Raw genomic sequence first — 962 nt, 5'->3', positions numbered from 1 at the left:
TTACTTCATAAGCGTAAAGATGGTGGTGCTCAATGGATTTACCGTTATACTATTCACGGACGTCGTCGTGAAATGGGATTGGGTGCTTTGAGAGATGTCTCTTTAAAACAAGCACGTGAATTGGCAACTGGGTGGCGTTCGGTTTTACGTGAGGGTCGTGACCCCATTAAAGAACGTGAGAAACAAAAGCGTGAAGCAATAAGCAATCTCCATTATTTAAAAGACATTGCTGTAGATGCTTTTGAAAGTCGGAAAGCTGAATTAAAAAATGATGGTAAGAATGGAAGTTGGTTTTTACCATTACGCCTTCATATTCTCCCCAAATTAGGCTGTCTGCCCGTTTCTGAGATTACCCAAACAGAGATACGCAATACACTTGCCCCTATTTGGCATACAAAAGCTGGAACTGCTTATAGAGCTCTTAATCGTCTTCATCTTTGTCTCAAACATGCGGCTGCATTAGGTTTGGATGTTGATTTACAGGCAACAGAAAAAGCACGCGCTCTCTTAGGTAAACAACGCCATAAAATAAAAAACTTACCTGCAATGGATTGGAGAGATGTGCCGGCTTTTTATAAAACACTTTGTCAAAAAATAACTATGACACAATTGGCTTTGCGTTTGCTTATTCTGACAGGCGTTCGCACAAATCCTTTACGTCATATTCATAAAGACCAGATTGATGGGGATATATGGACTATTCCTGCTGAAAATATGAAAGGAAAGCGTGATGCTACAACAGAATTTCGTGTGCCTTTATCATCTGAAGCATTAGAAATTTTAAAACAAGCGCGCTTGCTTTCTCGTAATGATTTCTTTTTTTCTGCTAAAGGTCGCGGTCCCCTTGCTGAGAAGTGTATGTATCTTTACATGAGAAAAAATAAAATTGAAGCCTGCCCCCATGGTTTTCGCTCTAGTTTACGCGATTGGCTTGCTGAAACAACCGATGCCCCCTATGAGGT

1 protein-coding gene is annotated in these 962 nt (G+C 40.5%); it reads left to right on the top strand.

Annotated elements, in window-relative coordinates; genetic code table 11:
- Nucleotides 1-962: tyrosine-type recombinase/integrase (locus tag ACFIO3_RS14045; RefSeq protein ID WP_375608907.1), on the top strand; the 962-nt coding region annotated here is incomplete at both ends.

Source organism: Bartonella sp. AD328YNZD (assembly GCF_042196425.1).
This window is presented reverse-complemented; position numbering and strand designations above follow the sequence as displayed.